General features: G+C 68.7%; 17 protein-coding genes. 8 read left to right on the top strand and 9 right to left on the bottom strand.

What is annotated here, in order from left to right:
• Positions 1–132 precede the first annotated feature (132 nt).
• The 4 genes from FVD38_RS12145 to FVD38_RS12130 all read left to right on the top strand — a co-directional run bounded on the left by FVD38_RS12145 (position 133) and on the right by FVD38_RS12130 (position 5,592).
• Complete coding sequence (locus tag FVD38_RS12145) at positions 133–1,068, top strand: tripartite tricarboxylate transporter substrate-binding protein (protein WP_229493607.1); 936 nt, start codon at positions 133–135, stop codon at positions 1,066–1,068.
• Between the two features lie 83 nt (positions 1,069–1,151).
• Positions 1,152–2,102 (top strand): alpha/beta fold hydrolase, encoded by a 951-nt coding sequence (locus tag FVD38_RS12140; RefSeq protein ID WP_187271565.1) that lies wholly within the window; start codon positions 1,152–1,154, stop codon positions 2,100–2,102.
• 20 nt (positions 2,103–2,122) lie between these two features.
• Positions 2,123–3,436, top strand: a complete 1,314-nt coding sequence (gene fahA, locus FVD38_RS12135) for a fumarylacetoacetase (protein WP_147935048.1) — start codon at positions 2,123–2,125, stop codon at positions 3,434–3,436.
• Between the two features lie 95 nt (positions 3,437–3,531).
• A complete protein-coding gene (locus tag FVD38_RS12130; RefSeq protein WP_147935047.1) occupies positions 3,532–5,592 on the top strand; it encodes a TonB-dependent receptor in 2,061 nt (686 codons plus the stop codon).
• A 73-nt stretch (positions 5,593–5,665) separates the two neighbouring features.
• Here FVD38_RS12130 and FVD38_RS12125 read toward each other — a convergent pair whose 3' ends face one another.
• The 5 genes from FVD38_RS12125 to FVD38_RS12105 form a co-directional block, all read right to left on the bottom strand.
• Positions 5,666–6,304, bottom strand: a complete 639-nt coding sequence (locus tag FVD38_RS12125; protein WP_147935046.1) for a superoxide dismutase — start codon at positions 6,302–6,304, stop codon at positions 5,666–5,668.
• 226 nt (positions 6,305–6,530) lie between these two features.
• Positions 6,531–6,857: a DUF3325 family protein gene (locus FVD38_RS12120; RefSeq protein ID WP_147935045.1), complete on the bottom strand. Its 327-nt coding sequence runs from the start codon at positions 6,855–6,857 to the stop codon at positions 6,531–6,533.
• Positions 6,850–8,529, bottom strand: coding sequence for a PepSY-associated TM helix domain-containing protein (locus FVD38_RS12115; protein ID WP_147935044.1), 1,680 nt, complete (start codon positions 8,527–8,529; stop codon positions 6,850–6,852). The genes FVD38_RS12120 and FVD38_RS12115 overlap by 8 nt, the downstream gene beginning before the upstream one ends.
• A 1-nt stretch (position 8,530) precedes the next feature.
• Complete coding sequence (locus FVD38_RS12110; RefSeq protein ID WP_147935043.1) at positions 8,531–8,839, bottom strand: iron uptake protein; 309 nt, start codon at positions 8,837–8,839, stop codon at positions 8,531–8,533.
• Between the two features lie 181 nt (positions 8,840–9,020).
• The gene (locus FVD38_RS12105; protein ID WP_222706918.1) at positions 9,021–9,566 is read right to left on the bottom strand and encodes a nuclear transport factor 2 family protein; all 546 of its coding nucleotides are present in this window, start codon (positions 9,564–9,566) and stop codon (positions 9,021–9,023) included.
• Positions 9,567–9,749: 183 nt separating this feature from the next.
• Here FVD38_RS12105 and FVD38_RS12100 point away from each other — a divergent pair, with 183 nt between their 5' ends.
• Positions 9,750–11,621, top strand: coding sequence for a PAS domain S-box protein (locus tag FVD38_RS12100; RefSeq protein ID WP_147935041.1), 1,872 nt, complete (start codon positions 9,750–9,752; stop codon positions 11,619–11,621).
• 71 nt (positions 11,622–11,692) lie between these two features.
• The gene (locus tag FVD38_RS12095) at positions 11,693–12,019 is read left to right on the top strand and encodes a hypothetical protein (protein WP_123072067.1); all 327 of its coding nucleotides are present in this window, start codon (positions 11,693–11,695) and stop codon (positions 12,017–12,019) included.
• A 20-nt stretch (positions 12,020–12,039) separates the two neighbouring features.
• Here FVD38_RS12095 and FVD38_RS12090 read toward each other — a convergent pair whose 3' ends face one another.
• Entirely contained in the window at positions 12,040–13,545 is a 1,506-nt protein-coding gene (locus tag FVD38_RS12090) for an aryl-sulfate sulfotransferase (RefSeq protein WP_147935040.1), read from the bottom strand.
• A 158-nt stretch (positions 13,546–13,703) separates the two neighbouring features.
• Between FVD38_RS12090 and FVD38_RS12085 the strand changes: the two genes are divergently transcribed.
• Both FVD38_RS12085 and FVD38_RS12080 read left to right on the top strand, forming a co-directional pair.
• Positions 13,704–16,187 carry a heavy metal translocating P-type ATPase gene (locus FVD38_RS12085; RefSeq protein ID WP_147935039.1) on the top strand — a complete coding sequence of 828 codons (2,484 nt, stop codon included), beginning with the start codon at positions 13,704–13,706 and terminating at the stop codon, positions 16,185–16,187.
• A gap of 164 nt (positions 16,188–16,351) precedes the next feature.
• Positions 16,352–19,096: a PAS domain S-box protein gene (locus FVD38_RS12080; protein ID WP_147935038.1), complete on the top strand. Its 2,745-nt coding sequence runs from the start codon at positions 16,352–16,354 to the stop codon at positions 19,094–19,096.
• Here the strand turns inward: FVD38_RS12080 and FVD38_RS12075 are convergent.
• From FVD38_RS12075 to FVD38_RS12065, 3 genes are read right to left on the bottom strand one after another with little or no spacing between them, the layout of a single operon-like run.
• Complete coding sequence (locus tag FVD38_RS12075) at positions 19,093–20,481, bottom strand: multicopper oxidase family protein (protein WP_147935037.1); 1,389 nt, start codon at positions 20,479–20,481, stop codon at positions 19,093–19,095. The two genes, FVD38_RS12080 and FVD38_RS12075, sit on opposite strands and share 4 nt — an antisense overlap.
• The gene (locus FVD38_RS12070) at positions 20,478–21,860 is read right to left on the bottom strand and encodes a TolC family protein (protein ID WP_147935036.1); all 1,383 of its coding nucleotides are present in this window, start codon (positions 21,858–21,860) and stop codon (positions 20,478–20,480) included. The genes FVD38_RS12075 and FVD38_RS12070 overlap by 4 nt, the downstream gene beginning before the upstream one ends.
• Complete coding sequence (locus FVD38_RS12065) at positions 21,860–22,210, bottom strand: hypothetical protein (protein ID WP_147935035.1); 351 nt, start codon at positions 22,208–22,210, stop codon at positions 21,860–21,862. Before FVD38_RS12065 ends, FVD38_RS12070 begins: the two co-directional genes overlap by 1 nt.
• Between the last annotated feature and the right edge of the window lie 50 nt (positions 22,211–22,260).

The raw sequence follows: 22,260 nt of genomic DNA, 5'->3' as shown, positions 1-22,260 counted from the left end.
CGGAGGATGGAGAAGCGGTGCCCGGCCATTGGCAGGAGGGCGCCGCCGGTCCCAATCTGCTATCTTCGCCGGCATCGAAGGAAAGGAATCCGGATGCAGTGGAGCGCGACGAAGACGTTTCTGGCTTTAGCCTTGGCCCTGGCACCGCCAGCCCCGGCGCACGCGGCCCCGGCCGACGCGCAGCCGCTGCACATGATCGTGCCGCTCGCCCCCGGGACCACCGCCGACCTCGCGGCGCGCCTCTTCGGCCGCCATTTTTCACAGGCGCTGGGGCGACCGGTGGTGGTCGAGAACCAGCCCGCCGCCTCCGGTGTGCCGGCGACCGCGCAGATCGTGCGCGGGGCCAGGGATGGATCGGTGCTGGGCATGGTCGCCTCGAACCACGTCATCAACCGCGCGATGGGCAAGGCGCTGCCGTTCGATCCGCTCACCGGCGTGGCGCCGATCACCGTGATCGGCAGCTTTCCGCTGGTGCTGGTGGCGGTGCCCTCCTTGCCGGTGGCAGGCGCGCAGGACCTGATCGCGCTGGCCAGGGCGCGGCCGGGCGTGCTCAACTACGGGTCCGGCGGTACCGGCAGCCTGCTGCACCTGGCCGTAGAGCTGCTGCGCGCCGAGGCGGGCGGATTCGACGTCCAGCACGTGCCTTATAACGGCACGGCGCAGATGACGGCCGACCTGCTGCGCCAACAGGTGCAGTTCGGCTTCCTGTCGGTGACGGTGGCGACGCCCCTGATCCGCAGCGGCAAGCTGCGCGCGCTGGGCGTGTCGACCCGGGAGCGCTCGGCCCTTCTACCGCGCGTGCCGACGCTGGCCGAGCAGGGCTTGCCGGGCTACAGCTTCGATGCCTGGCTGGCGCTGGTGGCGCCGGCCGGCCTGCCGCCACAGCTGGTAGCGCGCTACCATGCGCTGGCCCAGGAGGCACTGGCATCGACCGAGGTCCGGGATGCCCTGGCGCGGCAGGGAATGACGTTCATCGGCAACAGCCCGGCGCAGGCGGCCGCCTTCCTGGCGTCCGAGATGGACAAGCACACGGCGCTGGTCAGGCAGTCCGGGGCGGCGCTGGAGTAGCAGGACTATCGTGCATCCGGTCGGGACGGCGCAGCGTAACTATCCGGGAACGCTGCACCCCTCCCACTTCCATGGAAAGCACGATGAACAAGCCATCCCGACACGTCGCTCACGCCAATGACGCCGAGCACCCGGTCCTGCTGTATTGCTGCCTGAGCGCCCTCACGACCCTGCTGGCGGCGCTGCTGCTGGCCGCCGCCAGCGCCAGCGCGAGCGCACAGACCGACGCCATCGCGACTGCGAGCGCCCGTCCGCCGCGCTACGAAACCCTGCCCGCGGTGCCGCCGCTGCCGGCGCTGGCCGAAGAGGGCCACGTGGAGCACGCCGGCGCGCGCATCTGGTATGGCATCGTGGGCCATGGCTCGCCGGTGATCCTGCTGCATGGCGGCCGCGCCAGCAGCCTGGGCTGGGGGCACCAGGTGCGCGCGCTGGTGGCGCGCAAGCACCGCGTGATCCTGGTCGACAGCCGCGGCCACGGCCGCAGCACCCTGGGCGAGCAGCCGCTGTCGTATGCCTTGATGGCGCAGGACGTCGCGGCGGTGATGGACCGGCTCAAGCTGCGCCGCGCCGCGGTGGCCGGCTGGAGCGACGGCGCCATCGTCGGCCTGGAGCTGTCGATGCGCCAGCCGCAGCGCGTGAGCCGGCTGTTCGCCTTCGGGCCCAACGTCAATCGACGCCACATCGAGGCGCCGCTGCCATCGCCGGTGCTGCCGCTGATCGGTCCGCGCCTGCGCGCCGACTACGAGGCCATCGCTCCCGATCCGCAGGGCTTCATGCGCCTGGGCGACGCGGTGGCGGCGATGCAGGCGAAGGAGCCAGACTACACCGACGCCCAGCTGGCGGCGCTACGCGGCTCGGCGATCGCGATCGCGGCGGCCGACCACGACGAATTCATCACCATGAGCCACTTCAAGTACGCGGCCGCCGCCATTCCCGACGTGCGCCTGCTCGTGCTGCGCAAGGTCAGCCACTTCGCGCCGTGGCAGGATCCGGCCGGCTTCAACGAAGCCCTGCTCGACTTCCTCAATCACTGATGCTGGCCGAAGGACCCGATATGGACAAGCCACAGCTCGACCGCACGCTGGATCCCGACCTCTACAGCTGGGTGGCGTCGGCGAACGCCGCGGACACCGACTTCCCGATCCAGAACCTGCCGTTCGGGCGCTTCCGGCGCAAGGGCGAACCGGCCTGGTGCATCGGCGTCGCCATCGGCGACCAGGTGCTCGACCTGCAACGCGCGGGGCTGGTGGCGGATGCCGACATGAATCGCCTGATGGGGCAGGGAAGGGTGGCGCGCGAAGCCCTGCGTCTGGCCGTCTCGCGCGGTCTGGCCGAAGGCAGCGCCAGGCGCGAAGCGTGGCTGGCGCGCGCCGCCGTGGTGGCCCAGGCCGAGGTCGAGCTGGGTCTGCCGTGCGCGATCGGCGACTACACCGATTTCTATACCGGCATCCACCATGCGACCACGGTCGGGCGCATGGTCTTTCCCGACAATCCGCTGGGCGCCAATTACAAGTGGGTGCCGCTGGCCTATCACGGCCGCGCCTCGTCGATCGGCGTCTCCGGCCAGCGGTTCCACCGTCCGCACGGCCAGGCGCTGGCGCCGGGCGCGGCCGCCATTGAGCCGACGCTCGGGCCCTCGTCCTGCGTCGATTTCGAGCTCGAACTGGGCGCCTTCATCGGCAAGCCGAACGCGCCTGGCGCCAGGGTCGCGATCGGCGACGCCGAGGAACACCTGTTCGGCTTCACCCTGCTCAACGACTGGAGCGCGCGCGACATCCAGGCCTGGGAATACCATCCGCTCGGGCCTTTCCTGTCGAAGAGCTTCGCCACCACCATCTCGCCCTGGATCGTCACGCCCGAGGCGCTGGCGCCGTTTCGCGCGCCATCGTCGCGGCCCGAGGGCGACCCCGCGCCGCTGCCGTATCTCGACTCGGCGCGCAACCGCGAGCGTGGCGCGATCGACATCACGCTCGAAGTATGGCTCCAGAGCGCGGCCATGGCGCGCGCCGGCCTGCCGCCCGAACGCCTCATGCGGTCGAACTACCGCGACGCCTACTGGACCGTGGCGCAGATGATCGCCCATCATGCGATAGGCGGCTGCAACCTGCGCAGCGGCGACCTGCTCGGCACCGGCACCCTGTCCGGACCGCGGCCGGAGCAGGGCGGTTCGCTGCTCGAGCTGGGCGCCGCCGGGCGGCGCTCGCTGGCGTTGTCGAATGGCGAGACGCGCCGCTGGCTCGCCGATGGCGACACCGTGATCCTGCGCGGTTTCTGCGAGCGGCCGGGCTACCGCCGCATCGGTTTCGGCGAATGCGCCGGGACGGTGCTGGCGGCGATGCCGATGGCGCGCGCCTGCGCCGTGGGCTGACCGTGCCGGATCCGGCGGCCCGGGATTGGCTTGCCGATATTATTGAGAATGGGATATCATTATCGGATTCCCGTGATACTCCGAGTTCCCCGATAATGAAAATAAAGCTGCTCCCCTTGGCGCTGGGCCTGTCCGGCCTCGCGCCGGCCGTCTACGCCGCCGACCCCGCCATCGTGATGGGCGAAGTGCGCGTGAGTGCCCAGCGCGACGCCGGCGCGTTGCGCTCGAGCACCGTCCTGACCTCGGTCGACGTGCTCGGCGCCGACAAGATCGAAGACAAGAACGTCACCAATAGCTGGGAGCTGGTCGGTCAATTGCCCGGCATCCAGCTCACCGAAACCCGCATGGGCGCCGAGTCGGGCAAGGTGACTTTCCGCGCCTTCAATGGCGAAGGCTATATCAATGGCATCAAGGTGCTGATCGATGGGATTCCGAGCAATGTCAACAGCGGCAACCAGCGCTTCATTGACATGATCTTCCCGCTGGAAGTCGACTATATCGAGGTGGTGCGCGGCACCAATGACCCGCGCTATGGCCTGCACAATATTGGCGGCAACATCAATTTCGGCACGCGCCAGGGCGGTAACTACCTCGACGGCCGCTTCACGGTCGGCAGCTTCAATACCCGCGAGGCCCAGCTGGCCTATGGCAAGGAGGCTGATGGTTTTTCGCAGAACTATTTCTTGGCCAAACAGGACACCGACAGCTACCGCCGCAATCACGGCGATTCCGACAAGTACTCGGTCGGCGGCAAGTGGTTCCTGACCTCGAAGGACAAGTCGCTGACCGGCGGCGTGATCCTGCGCACATACCGCCACGACGCCGACGAGCCTGGCTTCCTGACGGCCGCCGAACTGGCCCAGGACCGGCGCCAGTCGCCGGCCAAGAATGCCAATGATTTTACCGAGCGCGACATGCACCATGCGAGCGCGCACCTGGACTGGCAGATCTCGCCAAATGCCTTCCTCAGTAACAAGCTGTACTACAACGAGTACAAGGACGACCGCCGCGTCACCTTCACCAGCAACCCGGCCGGCCATGCCCCGCGCCAGCGCCGCCTGTGGGACGAGCAGCAGCTCGGCTTCATGAGCACGCTGACCTGGCGCGCCAGCGAGCGCGTGACGGTCGATGGTGGCGTCAACACCGAGCGCCAGGACAATGGCTACAAGCGCCAGCGCTACCTGTACGCGCTGCCGAGCGACTTCAGTATCCCGGCTGCGATCCAGAACGACGACCGCTACAAGCTCAACAATGTCGGCGCCTATGTGCAGGCGGTCATCAAGGCCAGCGACACCCTGAGGATCGTCCCGGGCTACCGCGTCGACCGCTTCACGGGCAGCAGCTCCCTGCCGGGCGTGGCGGCGGCCGGTCAGACCGCCGGCTTGCAGGACTACGGCTGGATCAAGCAGCCCAAGTTCAGCATGGTGTACAGCCCGGCCAAGGACGTGAGCGTGTACGGCAACTGGGGGCGCACCTTCCAGATTCTCACCGGATCGGTCGGGCCCGCCTACCTGGTGCCGGGTCAAGGGCCATTCGATGCCTCGATCAATACCGGCAAGGAACTCGGGATCAAGCTCAAGCCTGGTTCGCGCAGCGACCTGCGCCTGGCGATCTGGCGCCAGGACGCGACCGGCGAAGTGGCGAATATGCCGGCCACTGGCACCACGGTCGGCCTGGGCGAGACGCGGCGCGAAGGCATCGACCTGCAACTGTCGGGCAAGGTCACGGACAAGCTCGAGCTGTGGGCTTCGCACTCGCTGCAAAAAGCCGAGGTGGTGAGCGCCTTTGCCGCCGACGGCGTGTCGCTGGCGGGCAAGGAAGTGTTTTCGACGCCGCGCCACATCAGCAACGTGGGCCTCGACTATCACCCGTCCGCGCGCTGGCATCTGGGCGTGCAGGGCCGGGCCCAGGGCAATTACTTCATCGATAGCCCGAACGAGCTGGGCAAGTACGGCGGCTTCGTGCTGTTCGACGCCAATGTGCGCTATGCGATCACGCCGCGTGTGAGCGTCGACGTGCAGGTCAAGAACATCGCCGACCGCCGCTATGAATACGCGTGGTACGACAATTTCTTCTGGCCGGCGAGCCAGGCGCAGCCAATGTATTCGTCGGGTAATGGCCGCGCGGCGTATGTGTCGCTGAACGTGAAACTGTGAGTCGACGACTGGCGGTTTGAAAGCAAAACGGGCGCGCCAATTGGCGCGCCCGTTTTTTTAGTAGCTGGCCTGCTTAGCCGACCTGGCTGCCCAGCGCCGCCTCGTAGCGGCGTTCGACTTCGGCCCAGTTGATGATGTTGAAGAAGGCCGCGATATAGTCGGGGCGCTTGTTCTGGTATTGCAGGTAATAGGCGTGCTCCCAGACGTCCAGGCCCAGGATCGGCGTGCCGCCCGACATGCCGGCGAACTCGCCCATCAGCGGGCTGTCCTGGTTGGCGCTGCTTTCGACCAGCAGCTTGCCGTCCTTGCCCAGGGTCAGCCAGGCCCAGCCGCTACCGAAGCGGGTTTGCGCGGCCTTGGTGAAGGCGTCCTTGAAGCGGTCGAAGCCGCCCAGATCGTCCTCGATGGCCTTGGCCACCTTGTCGGAAGGCTGGCCGCCATCCGGGCTCAGCACGGTCCAGAACAGCGCGTGGTTGGCGTGGCCGCCGCCGTTGTTGCGCACCACGTTCTGGATGTTCTGCGGCAGCGCGCCGATATTGCCGATCAGTTCTTCGACCGGCACCTCGGCCAAGCTGGCCTCGGCCAGGGCGTTGTTGACGTTGGTGATATAGGTCTGGTGGTGCTTGGTGTGATGGATTTCCATCGTGCGCGCATCGAAATGCGGCTCGAGGGCATCGTAGGCGTATGGCAGTGGCGGCAGTGCGTAAGGCATGATCATTCTCCGTTCAGATGGTTGGGAACACTGTTCCGGCATGAAACGTTGCACCGGGACCGGTCGGTCCCGCGGTTTGCATGGTCAGGTCGTATTACACAAGCTCAAGCGTACTTGAGGTCAAGTGGAATGCGCGACCCTCTCGATCGCGCCGTTCCGGCGACGTGCCATGCGGGCGAAACCGGCAAGAAGGGCGGGGCGCACGGACGCGCACCCCAGGGACGACTTACCGGGCGCCTGATCCTGTCCAGAATACCAGCATCCCGAGGATGCTGGCGCGCCAGGTGAGCGTGAAGGCGATCGTCAGTGTGGCGCCGGCCAGCGCCATGAACCATACCAGCACCGCGATCGATGGCGAATCCACCGTCAGGCAGAGGACCAGCGACAGCAGCAGGGCCGCGGCCCCGCCCAGGCGCAGGGTCTTGACCAGGGCCGGGGAGAGCGGTGCCGCGCCCCTAGCCTGGGCCCAGTGCACGTCCATCGACAGGGCGAACCAGCCCATGCCGGCCAGGGAGGCCAGCAGGGCCAACAGCAGGAGCAGCGCGTCAGGCATGACCGGCCTCCAGGCTCACGTTCTTGACCGCCAGCGGGCGCGCTTCGCGCTGGCGCAGCTTGCGCGCGGCCAGCACCGCCAGCGCGGCGCCGGTGAGCATGAACAGGTCGGCGCCGGCCACCGGCCAGTAGCCGGAAGCGATGGTGCGCAGCAGGTGGTCGCCGGTGGTGATCCAGTTGAGTACCGGCGCCGTCACCGCCAGCACCGCGACCGCCAGGCACTGCTCGCGCCAGGCCGGGGCCAGGCGGCCCTCGGCGACGGCGGCGGTGCGCCAGAAGGCGTGCGCGCCGGCCACGACCCAACTACCCCAGAACAGGTATTTCTCCATGGCGCCGCGCAGCGGCCAGCCGGCCGGCATGACGTCCGGCAGCAGGCGGTTGGCGATCAGCATGCACAGGGTGGCCACCAGCATGCCGGTGACGACCGTGACCGACATCGCGTCGACCACGCGCGCGCCGCTCACGCCCTGCTTGGCGTGCTGGCGCTTGCGCTTCTCGACGAAGAAGAACAGGCCGGTGGCGATGCAGGCCGCGCCCGACAGGCCGCCCAGCACGTACAGCCAGCGCAGCAGCCAGTGCTTGAAGTGCTGCAGGTGCAGGCCGGTCAGGAATTCATTGATGCGGGCCACCACGGTCGGCGGCGGATCTTCGCGCAGCAGCTCGCCGGTGGAGGCCTTGAAGTGGATGCCTTCGCCGGTCAGCTGGACGCGGTCGGTGCCGGCGCGGTAGACGCTGACATAGCCGTTGGCGTCGCCGACATGGGTGATGTTCAGGTAGCCGACGTCGCCGGCCATGCCTTTCGCTGCCCAACGGCGCTGGGCTTCGGCCACCATGGCGTCGACCGAGGCAATCGGGGCCGCCACGCCGGCGCGGTCGTGCGGCAGGCCGGTTTCCTTCGATTCCATCAGTTCATGGCGGTCGTGCAGCGGGGTCAGCTGGGTATGCGTCACCGGGAAATAAATGTAGGCAAAGATCACCAAGCCGGTGAAAGCGAAGAAGAAGTGGAAGGGCAGGGCCACGACGCCGGTCAGGTTATGCAGGTCGAGCATGCTGCGCTGGGTGCTCTTCTTCGGACGGAAGGTGAACAGTTCGCGGAAGATCTTGCGGTGCATGATGACGCCGGTGACCAGGGCCATCAGCATCATGAGGGCCGAGAAGCCCACGATCCAGTAGCCGACATTCTTCCAGTCGAAGGTCAGGCTGTAGTGCAGGGGATAGAAGAATTCGCTGCCGATCTTGAGGCGGTCCACCGGCAGGGCTTCGCCCGTGCGCGGATCGACCGTGCGGTTGGCCCAGATCGCCGTCTCATGGTCTTTCGCGTTCGGCACTTCATAGCCGGCGAACAGCAGCAGCACCGGGTCGCGGTGGGTGGTGTAGGCGCCCCAGCTGCGCGGTGTGTCGAAGTGGGCCGGTAGCGGGCCGTTGGCCAGCGGCGCCGTCATGGCGCGGGCGGCGTCGTCGGGCTGCATTTCCTTGAAGATCGGCGCCAGCATCTTGTCGAACGACGGCATCGGCTGCGGTTCGTAGCGGGTGTCGGGGATGGCCCAGCGGTCGATCTCGCGGTCGAACACGGACAGCGAGCCGAAGAAGAACACGACCATCAGCACCAGGCCCAGCGCCATGCCGAACCAGGTGTGCAGCCAGGCCATCGTGTGGCGGAAATTAGGGAACATATCAGACCCCCGATGCGATGATCAGGCTCTGCAGCCACCAGGCCACCGCGCTCATCAGCGCGCCGCCGCCCACCAGTACCAGCGCCACCTTGCGCAATCCCTGGGTAGCGAAGGCCACCAGGAAGGCGGTCAGGAAGACCAGGAAACCGATGATGTAGGACAGGTGCTCGGCATCGTGGAATTCCATGCCGAGGCTGTACAGCAGGGCGATGCCCAGGGCGACGACGCCCCAGGTGAAGACGTAGCCGCCGAGGATGGCCACCGCGGTGCGCGAGGCGATGTGGCGGGGCGTGAGAGTGAGTGAGGTCATGGTCGCGCTGGTTGGGCGTGGCAGAATGAAAAACTGTAAATGCGACAGCAAATGATAATCATTCTCATGATAGATGCATCACGCCGCCTTGACAAGCAGTCGCATGGAAATTGAGCACGTCCGTGGCCGACAGACATCGGCGCCGCGCCCGCAGGTCGGAGCGATCGGGAAGGGCTGCCGTTTAGTGCTGTGTCCGAAGGTCGCGCTGGATCGCAAGCGGGCGGATTTCGGTGGTCTGCTGCATGGTGTTGCGCCATCCTTCCGGCCCCAGCACCCACATGCGTACATAACGTCCGCGCAGTTCGCGCGGCCCGTCGGCGCCCTGGGCCGCGGCCCGGAACCGGCCCGTGACCAGCGCCGCCTGGCCATTGTCGAGCATCCGGATCTCCGAATCGTCGATTTCGTAGGAGCGGAACTCGTATTCGTCGCGTGTCAGCAGTTGCAGGAATTCAGTCTTGGTGCGGGCGCGGCCGCGGGTCTCGACGTGGTAATAGTCGCGGCTGATCAGGTCGCGCAGGGTGGCCACATCGCGGCTGGACACTGCCTTGGCGCGCCGTTGCTCGGCCGCGCGCAGGGCCGCGACCTCACGCGCGGCGCCGGCCGTACCTGCAGAGGATGTGGGCCTGGACGTGCTGGACAAGGTGATGTCTTCGGCCGTCGCTGCGGCGGCTGGCTGGTACACGGCGAGGCAGAGCAGGGCGTACGACAGGGAAGGCAGGATTCGCATGGTGGGCAAGTGAATGATCGCACGCGCAAGTATATAAAGTCTCGAGAGCCGGTATGTAACAAAGTTTTGCATTCTTGCACTGTGGATAGTACCGGGTCCCATGTGCGGGGACTCGGGAGCTTGCTCTGCTACAGTAGCATACGGCCAATCGGCGAACGACCCGGAGATGATTTTCTTGACGCCATGACTGCAGCCGCCCTGCCTCCCGACGAAACCGAGCGCCTCGCGCTGCTGCGCGAGCTCGACCTGCTGGACACGCCGGCCGAGCCGGTATTCGACCGGGTGGTGCGCCTGGCCAGCCGTCTGCTGGAGGTGCCGATGGCGGCGTTTTCGCTGATCGACACCGAGCGCCAGTGGTTCAAGTCGCGGGTGGGCGTCGAGGCTGCCGAGACGCCGCGCGCGGATGCGTTCTGCGCCCACACGATCCTGCAGGACGAGCCGCTGGTGGTGCCGGATGCGCGCCGCGACCCGCGCTTTGCCCATAATCCACTCGTCACCGGCGCCCCCGACATCCGCTTCTACGCCGGCGTCCCGGTGCGCTCGAGCGACGGCCTGGCGCTGGGCGCCCTGTGCGCGATCGACGTCGTCCCGCGCCAGCTCGACGCCGAGCAGAAGGCGGTGCTGGTCGACCTGGCCGCCATCATCATGCGCGAAGTGCAGTACCGCGAACGGCTGGCGGCGGCGCGCTCGCGGCTGCAGCACAGCGACGCGGTGCTGGACGCCAGCGAAGAGCGCTTTCGCGCCGTGTTCGAGATCGCCAGCGTCGGCATCGCGCTGACGACGCCGGACGGGCGCTGGATCAGCGTCAACCGGGCGCTGTGCGAGCTGCTCGGCTATACGGCCGACGAGCTGCAGGGGCGCGGTTTCGCCGACGTCACCCACCCGGACGACCGCGCCAAGGACGCGGCCCTGATGGACCGGCTGGCGCGGGGCGAGACCGACTTCCTGCGGCGCCAGAAACGCTACCTGCGCCGGGACGGCTCGCCGATCTGGGTCGAGGTCGACGTCAAGCGCAAGCGCGACGCCGCAGGGCGGCCCGAATACGACGTGTCGGTGATCAAGGACATCCACGCGCAAAAGCTGGCGGAAGAAGAACTGGCACGCCTGCACGCCGATCTCGAGCGGCGGGTCGAGGCGCGCACGCGCGAGCTGGGCGAGCGCGAGGAAGAACTGCGCAGCGTGATCGACAATGCCAACGACGCCTACATCAGCCTGGATCGCAACGGCCGGGTCACCGCCTGGAACCGCCAGGCCGAGCAGACTTTCGGCTGGAGCGCGAAGGAGGCGCTGGGCCGGCCACTCGACGCGCTGATCATCCCGGCCGAGCTGGCCGGCGCCCACCGCGGCGGCATGCAGCTCTACCTGCGCACCGGCACCTCGCGCATCCTCGACCGCCGGGTCGAACTGCCGGCGCTGCGGCGCGACGGCAGCCGGCTGACGGTCGAGGTGCGCATCCGCCGTCACGAGGTGCGCGGCGAACCTGTCTTCAGCGCTTTCCTGCACGACGTCACCCTGCGCAAGCAGCGCGATGCCCAGCGCGAATACGAGACCCGGCACGACCTGCTGACCGGCCTGCAGAACCGGCGCGCGCTGATGGAGGCGCTGCCGCTGGCGCAGGCACGCGCCGACCGCGCCCAGGGCCGGCTCGGCCTGCTGTTCATCGACCTGGACGGCTTCAAGGCGGTCAACGACCAGCTCGGCCACGACGGCGGCGACGCCTTGTTGCAGGCCATCGCGGCGCGCCTGCGCCAGGCGGTGCGGCGCACCGACAGCGTGTTCCGGCTGGCGGGCGACGAGTTCACGGTGCTGCTCGCGGACCTGGCCGACGGCCTGGGCGATGCGCACCGCGTCGGCCGCAAGCTGGTCGAGGCGGTCTCCATGCCCGTCGAACTGTGCGGCGCGACGGTCCGGGTCGGGGCCAGTATCGGCATCGCCGTCCAGGCGCCCGGGCAGGCGCCCACGCCGGAAGAGTTGATCAAGGAAGCCGACCACTGGATGTACGAGGCCAAGAAATCCGGGCGTGGTTGTGTTCTGCCGCTTCCTTCCTCGTCGTAACAGGATTAGGATGGTGAACACGGCATTTGGCCTTTTCCGCCTGTCGGCCACCCAACATCCAGGAGAACACCATGCATACCGCGGATTCACGCGACGCCGTCGCGCACAAGGGCACGCTGCGCATCGATCTGTTGCGGGTCGGCCTGGCGACCGCGGTGATCCTGCTGGCGCCGCTGGTCGCCATGCAGTTTACGCACCAGGTGGCGTGGACCGGCTTCGATTTCGCCATCGCCGCACTGCTGTTGTCCGGCGCCGGGCTGGCCTGCCTGCGCACAGCGCGCCGGGTGGCGCACCGGCAGCCGTGGCAGCGGATCGCCGCCGTCGCTGCGGTGGCGCTGGCCGCCGTGTGGCTGTGGCTGGAGCTGGCGGTTGGCGTCTTGTTCAAGCTCGGCAGCTGAGTCCGGCTGCGTGCGACTGCTCAATGCAGGCGCAGGTCTTCGAGGCGCAAGGGCTGGGCGATGAAGACGGTATTGCAGGCCGTAGTCGGGTAGGCATAATCGAAGGCCACCTGGCCGGCGCTGTCGACGGCGATCAGCCGCGCCAGCGTGTACTCTTCCAGCGCGGCGTAGGCCACCAGATATTGACCGGTGGCGCCTTCATAGGCGGATGAGCAGACGTTCGACAGCAGTTCGCGGTTCGCATCCCAGGTCCAGACTTCACGCGCGGTGCGCGCCGTCTCGTCGATCGCGTAGCGCGAAGGCGTGCTGTAGCTGCGGTTTTCGCCCGCTGGCGCTCCCGGGGGCGGGTTGAGGCTGGCCATCCCGTTATTGAACATGATCAGTTCGCGGTTGGGTGCGACCGACAGCGAATGCTGGCCGATCGGCGCCTTGCCCTCGGTGACGCGCAGGGCCAGCGCCCGCAGCGACTGGTAGTTGACGTACCAGTGCTTGCTGGTGTCGCCCAGCAGCCAGCGGATGGCGCCCGACTCGTAGTCGAGCTTGACGACGAAGTTCTCGCGGCTCGAGATCAGCAGCGAATTGTCATTGGCATCGTAGATGGCCGAGTTCATGTGGAACCAGTCGATGCCGTCGCGCACGAAGTTGTCGGGATCGTCGCCGCCGGCGCGCATCGCCGCGCGGAAGATCTGGCCCAGGTCCCATTCCTTGAGCACCCGCCCCGAGATGTCGATCTCGGCCAGGATCGACTCCACCAGCCGCACGCCGCCGACCACGGCATCGAGTTCGGCCAGAAAGCCGGTCTTGCCGCGCGCCAGTTCGTGGTGGAAGTTGGTAAAGCGCGGATCGTCGAGGCGGCTGCTGCGCACGGTGCCGTCGACGTCGACCTGGTGCAGCAGTGGCGCGAGCTGGTCGCCGACATAGAAGGCATCGTCGCCGAGCACCGAGGAGAAGGAACTGCCGGGCGTGTTGCCGGCCCAGCGCATCTGGCCGTCGCTGTCGAGGATGACCGGCGTCGTGACGCCGTTCTTGATCAGCATGTACTCGACGCCGGGCGAGGCCGCCCCGCGCGCGGTGCGCACCTCGGGCGTGGCATAGACCGTGGCCGGGCCGGTGTAGGGGCCGGTGGCCAGCGCCACCCGCGCCACGTGGGTCGATCCGTCGCGAAAGCGCGTCGTGAGCGTGAGTTCGTTGCGGTGGTTGGCGTACAGGCCGAAGACGGGGAGGGCGATGCGCTTGCCGGACGCGTCCCAGGCCGCGCGCCGTCCGAGCCAGGCGTGGTCGTAGGTGACCGCGACCGGTCGCGAATGCGAGCCCGGGCGGCCTGCGATCGTGTAGTGCACGCTGTCGAGGTGGGCGAAATTGTCCAGCGCGTAGCTCAGCTGCGCCACGAAGGGTGTGGCGCCAGCGGACTGGTCGATGGCGCCGATGCCGGCGCGTTCGGCCTGGGACCTGTCGTCGTCGCTGCCGCAGGCGGACAACAGGACGGTCATCAGTATCCATAGCAATAGCGTGGTTGGCGACTTCATGTGTCCTCCCGCGGCTCGGTGCCGAATCCTCGAAGCGAGGCCCGGCTCTAGTTGTATTCCCTTCGGTGGACACGTGCCTGCGACCTGCGCAAGTCGGTTGCGCGAACTAAATACGAAACGCTTGACCTTCCCACCGTGGGAAGGACTATCCTCTCGGTATGGATCCAAGGAACAAGCAAATGAACAACACTGTCCTGAACATCGACGGCATGACCTGCGCCTCCTGCGTGGCGCGGGTCGAGAAGGCGCTGCGCGCGGTGCCGGGCGTGAGCGGCGCCAGCGTCAACCTGGCCACCGAGAAGGCCAGCGTGCAGGGCCAGGCCGCGCCGGATGCCCTGGCGGCCGCCGTGCGCGCGGCCGGCTACGAGGCGGATATCGAGCTGCCCGACGCCACCGGCGCGGCCCCCGCGCGGCGCAGGGAAGCGGGCGGTACGCTGCCGGCCTGGTGGCCGGTGGCCGCCGCCATGCTGCTGAGCCTGCCGCTGGTGCTGCCGATGCTGGCGGCACCGTTCGGTCATGACGTGATGCTGCCTGGCTGGCTGCAGCTGGCCCTGGCCACGCCGGTCCAGTTCTGGCTCGGCGCACGCTTCTACCGCGCCGGCTGGAAGGCGCTGCGCGCCGGCAGCGGCAATATGGACTTGCTGGTGGCGCTCGGCACCAGCGCCGCCTATGGCCTGTCGGTCTATCTGCTCGTGAGCGCGGGCGCGCACGGCGCCCATGCCGAACCGCATCTGTATTTCGAAACCTCGGCGGTCGTGATCGCGCTGGTCCTGCTCGGCAAATGGCTGGAAGGTCGCGCCAAGCGCCAGACCCTGGCGGCGCTGGATGCACTGGGCCGCCTGCGGCCCGACGAGGCGCTGGTGCGGCGCAACGGCAAGGACGTGCGGGTGGCGCTGGCCGAGTTGCGCGTGGGCGAGCTGATGGTGGTCAGGCCCGGCGCGCGGGTGCCGGCCGACGGCGTCGTAGTCGACGGTCGCAGCCATCTGGACGAGTCGCTGCTGACCGGCGAGAGCCTGCCGGTGGCGAAAGAGCCGGGCGACCGGGTCGCCGGCGGCGCGGTCAATGCCGACGGCCTGCTGCTGGTCGAGGCGACGGCGGTCGGCGCGGCGACCATGCTGTCGCAGATCATCCGCATGGTCGAGGATGCGCAGGCGGTCAAGGCGCCGATCCAGCGCCTGGTGGACCGGGTCAGCGCGGTGTTCGTGCCGGTGGTGCTCGCGATCGCGCTGGCGACCCTGCTGGGCTGGGGCCTGGCCGGCGGCGACTGGCAGGCGGCCCTGCTCAATGCGGTGGCGGTGCTGGTGATCGCCTGCCCCTGCGCGCTGGGGCTGGCCACGCCCACCGCGGTGATGGTTGGCACCGGCGCGGCGGCCCGCCACGGCATCCTGATCAAGGACGCCGAGGCGCTGGAGACCGCGCATGCGCTGGACGTCGTCGTGTTCGACAAGACCGGCACCCTGACCGAGGGCAAGCCGCAGCTGGTGGCCCATGAAGGCGTCGACCCGGCGCGGCTGCTGGCGCTGGCCGCCAGCGTGCAGGGCGGCAGTTCCCATCCGCTGGCGGGCGCGGTGATCGAGGAAGCGGCGCGCCAGGGGCTGGCGCCGCCAGTGGCCAGTGCTGCGCGCGCCTTGCCGGGCCGCGGCGTCGAGGCCGAGGTCGACGGCGTCACCATCGTGCTCGGCAACCGGCGCCTTATGGAGGAACTCGGCGTGCCGGCGGCGGGTGGCGCGCAACATGAAGCGGCCGGGCGCACCGTCTCCTGGCTGGCCGAGCGCAGGGATGGCCGGCTGCAGGTGCTGGGTCTGCTCGCATTTGGCGACCGCATCAAGCCGGGCGCACCAAGCGCGATCGCGCGCCTGAAGGAGGCCGGCATCGAGCCGGTCCTGCTCAGCGGCGACAGCCTGGGCGCCGCGCGCACGGTGGCGCAGGCACTCGGCATCGAGCGCGTGCATGCCGAGGTGCTGCCGGCCGACAAAGCGCAGATCGTCACCGGCTTGCGCCAGGAGGGGCGCAAGGTGGCGATGGTCGGCGACGGCATCAACGACGCGCCGGCCCTGGCCGCGGCCGACGTCGGCATGGCAATGGCGACCGGCACCGACGTCGCCATGCACAGCGCCGGCGTGACCCTGATGCGCGGCGACCCGCGGCTGGTGGCCGACGCCATCGCGGTATCGCGCCGCACCTACCGCAAGATCCGCCAGAACCTGGGCTGGGCCTTCGTCTATAACGTGATCGGCCTGCCGCTGGCGGCGTTCGGGCTGCTCGATCCGGTGCTGGCCGGCGCCGCGATGGCGCTCAGCTCGGTGAGCGTGGTCGCCAACGCGCTGCTGCTGCGGCGCTGGACGCCGGCTGCGACGGCGCCCGCGCGCGCACCCGTATCCGAACCTATTTCAACCACCGGGGCGGTCCCGCCCCAAACGACAGGAGAAAACACCATGTATGAACTGACCGTGGAAGGCATGAGCTGCAACCACTGCGTGGGCCGCGTCACCAAATCGGTGCAGGCGGTCGACGCCGACGCCAAGGTCGCGATCGACCTCGACAAGGCCAGCGTGCGCATCGACAGCCAGGCCGACCTCGACCGCATCGTGGCGGCCATCGACGGCGCCGGCTATCCGGTCACAGGACGCGCCTCTGCCTAAGGTTTTTAGGCCGCGCGGTATCAAATATGGACGATAAGTCATTTAATTCCCTATCTATGCAGGGGGAATTGCGCTATATTTTATTGAAACGACAATAAAACCAGGCGCCGCCCGGACAGCCCAACAACCATGCTGCCCCCGCCGGATCCTCCACGGGGAGATACATGCGACACGGCGTTCTGGCAGAACCGACGGACCTGGTGAAGCATCATCCGAGCGGCGCCCAGCTGCGCCACGTGGTGTGGGTGCTGGCCGGCCTGGCGCTGGTCTTCGCGCTGCTTGCGCCGGCCGCCGGGTTGGCGCTGGCGCGGGCGCCGGAATTCATCCCGATGTACGGATCGGTGCTGATCGGCGCCAACCTGCTGACCGGCATCCTGCTGCTCGGGCACGTCCACACGGGACGCTCGCGCGCACTCGGCATCCTGGTGCTGGGCTACCTGCTCACGGCGCTGATCGCCAGCGCCCACCTGCTGACCTTTCCCGGCCTGTTCGCCGACCAGGGCGTGCTGGGCGGCAATCACCAGACCACGCCCTGGCTGCACGTCGCCTGGCATGCGCTATTCCCCCTGTTCGTGCTCGGCTATACCCGCAGCACCCATGCGCCGCTGCTGCCGCCGCACTTCATGCGCGTCGGCGCCTTGCTGATCGTGCTGGTCGTGGCGCTGCTGGTGCTGGTGTCGACCTCGGGCGCACGCTGGCTGCCGCCGTTGATGGACGGCGACCGCACGCTCCCGCTCTATCACTGGATCGCGGGCGCCGTACTCATTCTGGCGGTCGGGGTGCTGTGGGCCATCGTGCGCAAGCGTCCACGCACCGTGCTCGATGTCTGGCTGGCGGTGGCGATGGCGGCCTGGGTGTTCGAGGTCGCACTGTCCTGCGTGCTCAATGGCGGCATGTTCGACCTCGGTTTCTATGCCGGCCGCCTGTACGGCCTGGCGGCGGCGCTGTTCGTGCTGGGGGCGCTGGCGATCGACAATATCGCCCTGCATGCGCGCCTGCACGCGACCTTCCAGGAAATGATGGAGACCCGCGCCCACGCCCAGTGGCAAAGCCTGCTGGGGACGGTGCTGCAGCAGTTGCCGGACGGGGTTCTGATCGTCGACGCGGCCGGCCGCTGCGTGATGGCCAACGACCAGGCCGGCCGGATGGCGGCCAGCTTCGCGCCGAATGCCCTAGGCGCGCAAACCGGGACTAGAACCGGCATCGCGGCGATGCTCGATTTGATCCGTGATCCGGTGGCGCGCGCGGTCGGCGGCGAGACATTTCACGACGCCGTGCTGGAAAGCGACCATGACGGCGTGCGGCGCACCTATACGGTGAGCGGCGCGCCGCTGCGCGACGGCGCCGCCGAACTGGCGGCGGCGGTGATCGTGGTGGCCGACATCACCGAGCGCACCGAGGCCAGCGCGGCCCTGGCGCGCGCGCTGGACCAGACGCGCTACCTGGTCGAGAACACGCCGCTGGCCGTCATTGAATGGAACCGCGACCTGGTCGTCACCCTGTGGAACGGTCGCGCCGAGGAATTGTTCGGCTGGCGCCAGCATGAAGTGGTCGGCTCCCGCATCGATGCGCTGCCGATGATCCACGAGAGCGATGCCGATCAGGTGGGCCAGATGATCCGGCGCCTGCTCGATTCGCCCACCCGCCACGCCAAGTCGCGCAACCGCAACCTCACCCGCGACGGCCGCGTGCTGTGCTGCGAGTGGTACAACTCGGTGCTGGTCGACGAGGCCGGCCAGATTCTGACCGTGTTCTCGCTGGTGCTGGACGTGACCGAGCGCGAACAGGCGATGGACGGCCTGCGCGAGGCCGACCAGCGCAAGGACGTGTACATCGCCACCCTGGCGCACGAGCTGCGCAACCCGCTGGCGCCGATCGCCAATGCGGCCTCGCTGCTGCGCGCCAAGTCGCTGTCGCCCGAGCGCATCGAGTGGATCGCCGCCATGGTGGGGCGCCAGGTGGGCCAGATGGCGCGCCTGCTGGACGACCTGCTGGACGTGTCTCGCATCGGCCGCGGCAAGATCGAGCTGCGACGCACGCGGGTCGAACTCGGGCGCCTGATCCGCGACGCCCTGCAGGCCAGCATGTCGCTGATCGAGAGCGGGCGCCACCAGGTGGCGTTGCGGCTGGTCGACGAGCCCCTGTGGGCCGACGCCGACGCGCTGCGCCTGACCCAGGTGTTCGCGAACCTGATCAACAATGCGGCCAAGTACACGCCGCCCGGCGGCGCGCTCGAGATCGGACTGCGCTCGGAGAATGGCGAGGCGGTGGCCTGGGTGGCCGACAATGGCGTGGGCCTGGACGGCGGCATGATCGAGCGCGTGTTCGATCCTTTCGTGCAGGTCGGCAGCGCGCGCCACCTGGCCCAGGGTGGCCTGGGGATCGGGCTGTCGCTCGCCAAGGGCTTCGTCGAACTGCATGGCGGCAGCGTCCGCGCCGACAGCGACGGGGAGGGGAAGGGCGCCACCTTCATCGTGCGCCTGCCGCTGTGCGAGGCGGCCGAGCCGGAGGCCCAGGCCGAGGGCGAGTCGGCCGGCGGCGCGGTCACCGGCAGGCATATCCTGGTCGCCGACGATAACGTCGATGCCGCCGAGTCGCTGGCCTGGCTGCTGCGTTCGGAAGGCGCGAGCGTGACGGTGGCCCACGACGGCGCCCAGGCGCTGCGGCTATACCATGCGCGCTGCGCCGACATCGTGGTGCTCGATCTCGGCATGCCCGAGATGAGCGGACTCGAAGTGGCGGCCATCCTGGCCGCCAAGTGCCCGCGCCCCTACCTGGTGGCGGTCACGGGGCGCGGCCGGCAGGAAGACCACGCCGCCTCGCTGGCGGCCGGCTTCGATCATCACTTGACCAAGCCGGTGGCGCCGCAGCAGCTGATCGAGCTGCTGCGCGGGGTGGAACAGGCTTAGTGCTGGTGGCCGCCGTGGTCCTTGGCGCCAGGCTTGCGCGCGTTGAGGGCCGGGCCGGCCGGCGCCGCCGGGCTGGCGGCCGGTGCGCTGGTGGCGGCCGGCACCTCGCCGGTCCATTCGTGCGCGACGCTGCCAGCCGGGTGACGGTACCAGCCGGGATCGCGGTAGTCGCCGCGCTTCTGGCCTTCGCGCACCTTCAGCACCGTGAACATGCCGCCCATTTCCAGGTTGCCGAAGGGGCCGTCGCCGCTCATCATCGGCAGCGTGTTGTGCGGCAGCGCCATCTTCATGTCGCCCATCGAGCCGCCCTTGTCGCCCATGACCATATAGCCCGGCACCAGCTTGTTGATCTTCTCGGCCACGCCGCGATGGTCGACGCCGATCAGGGTCGGCACGTCATGGCCCATGGCATTCATCGTGTGGTGCGATTTATGGCAGTGGAAGGCCCAGTCGCCCGGCGCGTCGGCGACGAACTCGATGGCCCGCATCTGGCCCACGGCGACGTCGGTGGTGACCTCGGGCCAGCGCGCCGACTTGGGCACCCAGCCGCCGTCGGTGCCGGCCACCTCGAAGCGGTGGCCGTGCAGGTGGATCGGGTGGTTGGTCATGGTCAGGTTGCCGACCCGGATGCGCACCTTCTCGTTCAGCCCGGCCACCATCGAATCCAGGCCCGGGAACACCCGGCTATTGATGGTCCACAGATTGAAGTCGAGCATGGTGTTGGTGCGCGGGGTGTAGCTGCCCGGCTCGATATCGTAGGACGACAGCAACATGACGTAATCGCGGTCGACGGCATGCTGGCGCGGATTCTTCGGATGCGTCACCCAGAAGCCCATCATCCCCATCGCCATCTGCTGCATCTCGTCGGCGTGCGGGTGGTACATGAAGGTGCCGGCATGGCGCGCCACGAATTCGTAGACGAAGGTTTTACCGGGCTGGATGCCGGGTTGCGTGAGGCCGGTAACGCCGTCCATCCCGCATGGCAGCAGCTGGCCGTGCCAGTGGACGCTGGTGTGCTCGGGCAGCTTGTTGGTAACAAAAATGCGCACCCGGTCGCCTTCGACCACCTCGATCGTGGGGCCCGGGCTCTGGCCGTTATAGCCCCACAGATTGGCCTGCATGCCGGGCGCCAGCTCGCGCACCACGGGTTCGGCCACCAGGTGGAATTCCTTGACGCCGTCCTTCATGCGCCAGGGCAGGGTCCAGCCGTTGAGGGTCACGACCGGGTTGTACGGGCGGCCGCTAGTCGGCGCCAGCGGGGCCGCGGTGGCGGCGGAGGTGTGGACGGGGGCTTCGGGAAGCCCGGCGGCGCCGGCCTTGCTCACCAGCGAGGCGCCCAGCATGGTCACGCCGGCGCCGGTCAGGAACGATCTGCGGTTGGTCATTGTGCTTCCTTGTGTTCGTGTGCGGGCGGCAAGCGGCCTCCCAGGGCGGCTTCGAGGTCGGCCTCGGCCAGCCAGAAATCCTTGAGGGCGTCGATGGTGGCGTGCACCGCCGCCGCCTGTTCGCGTGCATCGGCCAGCAGCTCGAAGGGGCTGGCCAGCATGCCGTTGTAGCGCAGCAGGGTCTCGGCCGCGATCTTCTGGCGTAGCGGGATCACCTGGTCACGGTAGTGGCGCGCGACGTCGTGGCTGGCGCGGTAGCCCAGGTAGCCGGCGCGCGCTTCGCTGCGGGCGTTGACGGCCGTCTCGGCGACCCGTCCGACGGCCTGCATATACATGCCTTCCGCGCGCGCTACGCGGGCGCCGCCCCAGTCGAACAGCGGCAGTTCGAGCGAGATCTCATAGCCTTCGCTGCGCGGCTCGCCGGTCTCGCTCTTGCTGGCATAGCCTAGGTCGAGCACATTGACGATGCGCGTGGTGCGCGTCAGCCCCAGGTCGGCGGCGGTGCCGGCGGCGGCGGTGCGCGCGGCGCGCACGTCGAGTCGCTGCTCGAGGGCCAGGCGCTCGATGCCGGCCAGTTCGACCGGCTGCGCCGGCAGCTCGGGCAGGCGATCGGGCAGCGCGTAGCCGGCATGAAAGCCCCACAGGCCGAGCTGGCGCGTCAGGTGTTCGCGGGCGGCGTCGCGCGCACGGCCGGCGCGCAGCACGGCGGCGCCGGCTTCGGCATGGAAGGCCGATTCGCGCGCCAGGTCGAGCGCGCTGGCATTACCGGCCAGGGTCATGCGCTCCATCAGTTCGCTGGAGGCGTCGGCGGCCGCGGCGACCTGGCGCGCATAGTCGAGCGCCTGGCCAGCGGCCACGGCCTCGATCCAGGCGCGCCGGGTGGCGATCGCATGGCGTTCGATGGCGGCGGCGACCTGCAAGGTCGTTTCCTGGTAGCGCCGCTCGGCCATGCGCTGGCGCAGCGGCATGGTCAAGAGGCCCGCCAGGTCGAGCGACACGCCGCGCTCGATCTCGCGGCTGCCGCCGCCATCCATGCGCGTGAAGCCGAACGAGGGATTGCGCAGGCGCGCGGCCTGGGCCAGGTCGGCCTGGGCGATGCCGGCGTCCCAGTAGCTCGCCTGCAGGCCCGGGTGGTTCAGGACGGCGATGCGCACGGCAGCGTCCAGGGCTAGGGGTTCCTTGAGCAGGGCGTCGATCTCGGATGCCAGCGAGCGCCGGTCATCGTCGCTCTGCAGCAGGCGCGCTTCGACGCCGGTGCGGGTGCGCGCCTCGTCCGCGCTGATGCGGAATGCGGTATCGGGATTAGTGCTGGCGCAGCCGGCCAGCAGCAGCGCGGCAGCCGCGGCCAGCGCGCTGCGCGACATCATCAAGGCCGCCATCAGTGGTGTTCTCCATGTCCGTGGTGGCCATGGTGTTCATGGTCTTCGGCTTTCGGTTTTGCCTGTTGCGCGGGCTTGGCGTGGCCGGCATGCGTGGAATGATCGGCGTGTGCGCCGTGATGAGAGTGTGCCGGCTGGCTGGCCACGGTGCGGTTGCTTTCCTGCCAGTTGCGGTCCGGCGTGGCCGCAGCGGCGGCAGCCGGCCGCTGGACGTGGGCGCTCTGGTAGCGCGTCTCGGGAACGCCGGCTGTGGGATCGTCGGCTGTGTGCTGGGCGACGGCGGGCATGGCCGCGAGCAATGCGCCCAGCAGGGCGGCCGCGCGCCATGGCGCGGCGGTATGGATAAACATGGTGTCCTCGTTCGAATGAAATACGGCGGGCCGCGCACGGGGCGCGGCGG

Origin of the sequence: Massilia arenae (assembly GCF_008014745.1) — a bacterium.
GTDB lineage: Bacteria > Pseudomonadota > Gammaproteobacteria > Burkholderiales > Burkholderiaceae_D > Telluria > Telluria arenae.
The sequence above is the reverse complement of the archived record's forward strand: the minus strand, read 5'-3'. Positions and strand labels throughout refer to the sequence as shown.